Source organism: Mesobacillus harenae (assembly GCF_013343715.1).
Classification (GTDB): domain Bacteria; phylum Bacillota; class Bacilli; order Bacillales; family Cytobacillaceae; genus Mesobacillus_A; species Mesobacillus_A harenae.
The window spans coordinates 1-374 of sequence record NZ_JABUNR010000050.1; the positions used below are offsets into that span (position 1 = coordinate 1).

At 52.9% G+C, this 374-nt stretch carries 1 rRNA gene; it reads left to right on the forward strand.

Annotated features, from left to right (window positions below):
- A 23S ribosomal RNA gene (locus tag HRJ06_RS23010) occupies window positions 1-374 on the forward strand; the annotation flags it as partial.

Below are 374 nucleotides of genomic sequence, written 5' to 3' on the forward strand. Positions count from 1 at the left end.
TTCCTGAGGAAGGCTCGTCCGCTCAGGGTTAGTCGGGACCTAAGCCGAGGCCGAAAGGCGTAGGCGATGGATAACAGGTTGATATTCCTGTACCACCTCTTTATCGTTTGAGCAATGGGGGGACGCAGGAGGATAGGGTAAGCGCGCTGTTGGATGTGCGCGTCTAAGCAGTTAGGCTGGTAATGAGGCAAATCCCGTTACCATGAAGGCTGAGCTGTGACAGCGAGGGAAATTAAGTACCGAAGTTCCTGATTCCACACTGCCAAGAAAAGCCTCTAGCGAGATAAATGGTGCCCGTACCGCAAACCGACACAGGTAGGCGAGGAGAGAATCCTAAGGTGAGCGAGAGAACTCTCGTTAAGGAACTCGGCAAA